Raw genomic sequence first — 1,573 nt, 5'->3', positions numbered from 1 at the left:
GGTGGTGTCTGGTCTGGGACCCGATTTTGTAGTAGGTAAGTGATGGGGTGACGCAGGAGGGTAGCTCTACCCGGCGGTGGTTGTCCGGGGGTAAGCGTGTAGGCCGGTGTGTAGGTAAATCCGCATACTGTGTGGCTGAGACGTGACGCCGAGCCGTTTTTGGTGAAGTGAGTGATCCCATGCTGTCGAGAAAAGCCTCTAGCGAGTTCGTGTGTGGCCAGTACCCTAAACCGACGCAGGTGGTCAGGTAGAGAATACCGAGGCGTTCGGGTGAACCATGGTTAAGGAACTCGGCAAATTGTCCCCGTAACTTTGGGAGAAGGGGAGCCCTGTCCGGTGAAGGAGTTTTCCTCTGGAGCTGGGTGGGGTCGCAGATAGCGGGGGGAAGCGACTGTTTATTAAAAACACAGGTCCGTGCGAAGTCGTAAGACGCTGTATACGGACTGACGCCTGCCCGGTGCTGGAACGTTAAGAGGACTGGTCAGTGGGGTTCGCCCTGCGAAGCTGGGAATCTAAGCGCCAGTAAACGGCGGTGGTAACTATAACCATCCTAAGGTAGCGAAATTCCTTGTCGGGTAAGTTCCGACCTGCACGAATGGCGTAACGACTTCCCCACTGTCTCAACCATGGGCCCGGTGAAATTGCACTACGAGTAAAGATGCTCGTTTCGCGCAGCAGGACGGAAAGACCCCGGGACCTTCACTATAGCTTGACATTGGTGTTTGGGATGGTTTGTGTAGGATAGGTGGGAGCCGGTGAAGCTGTCACGCTAGTGGCGGTGGAGGCGTTGGTGAAATACCACTCTGACTGTTTCGGGCATCTAACCTTGGGCCGTGATCCGGTTCGGGGACAGTGTCTGGTGGGTAGTTTAACTGGGGCGGTTGCCTCCTAAAGAGTAACGGAGGCGCCCAAAGGTTCCCTCGGCCTGGTTGGTAATCAGGTGTTGAGTGTAAGTGCACAAGGGAGCTTGACTGTGAGACGGACGTGTCGAGCAGGAGCGAAAGCTGGGACTAGTGATCCGGCACCGGCGTGTGGAAGCGGTGTCGCTCAACGGCTAAAAGGTACCCCGGGGATAACAGGCTGATCTTCCCCAAGAGTCCATATCGACGGGATGGTTTGGCACCTCGATGTCGGCTCGTCGCATCCTGGGGCTGGAGTTGGTCCCAAGGGTTGGGCTGTTCGCCCATTAAAGCGGCACGCGAGCTGGGTTTAGAACGTCGTGAGACAGTTCGGTCCCTATCCGCTGCGCGCGTTGGAGACTTGAGAAGGGCTGTCCCTAGTACGAGAGGACCGGGACGGACGAACCTCTGGTGTGCCAGTTGTTCTGCCAAGGGCATGGCTGGTTGGCTACGTTCGGGATTGATAACCGCTGAAAGCATCTAAGCGGGAAGCTTGCTTCGAGATGAGGTCTCCTGCCTCCGTGAGAGGGTAAGGCTCCCTGGAGATGACGGGGTTGATAGGCCGGGTGTGGAAGCCTTGTGAGGGGTGGAGCTGACCGGTACTAATAGGCCGAGGGCTTGTCCGCTGCAGATAATTGGTTGCTCGCGCGCATGTGTTCACGAAGCTTGGCGCT

The 1,573-nt window shown here is 57.0% G+C and carries 1 rRNA gene; it reads left to right on the top strand.

Features of this window, described 5'->3' with window-relative positions:
* Window positions 1-1,525: ribosomal RNA gene (locus tag D472_RS28800) — 23S ribosomal RNA — on the top strand; the annotation flags it as partial.
* Between the last annotated feature and the right edge of the window lie 48 nt (window positions 1,526-1,573).

This window comes from Nocardiopsis alkaliphila YIM 80379, from assembly GCF_000341005.1.
Classification (GTDB): domain Bacteria; phylum Actinomycetota; class Actinomycetes; order Streptosporangiales; family Streptosporangiaceae; genus Nocardiopsis; species Nocardiopsis alkaliphila.
The sequence above is the reverse complement of the archived record's forward strand: the minus strand, read 5'-3'. Positions and strand labels throughout refer to the sequence as shown.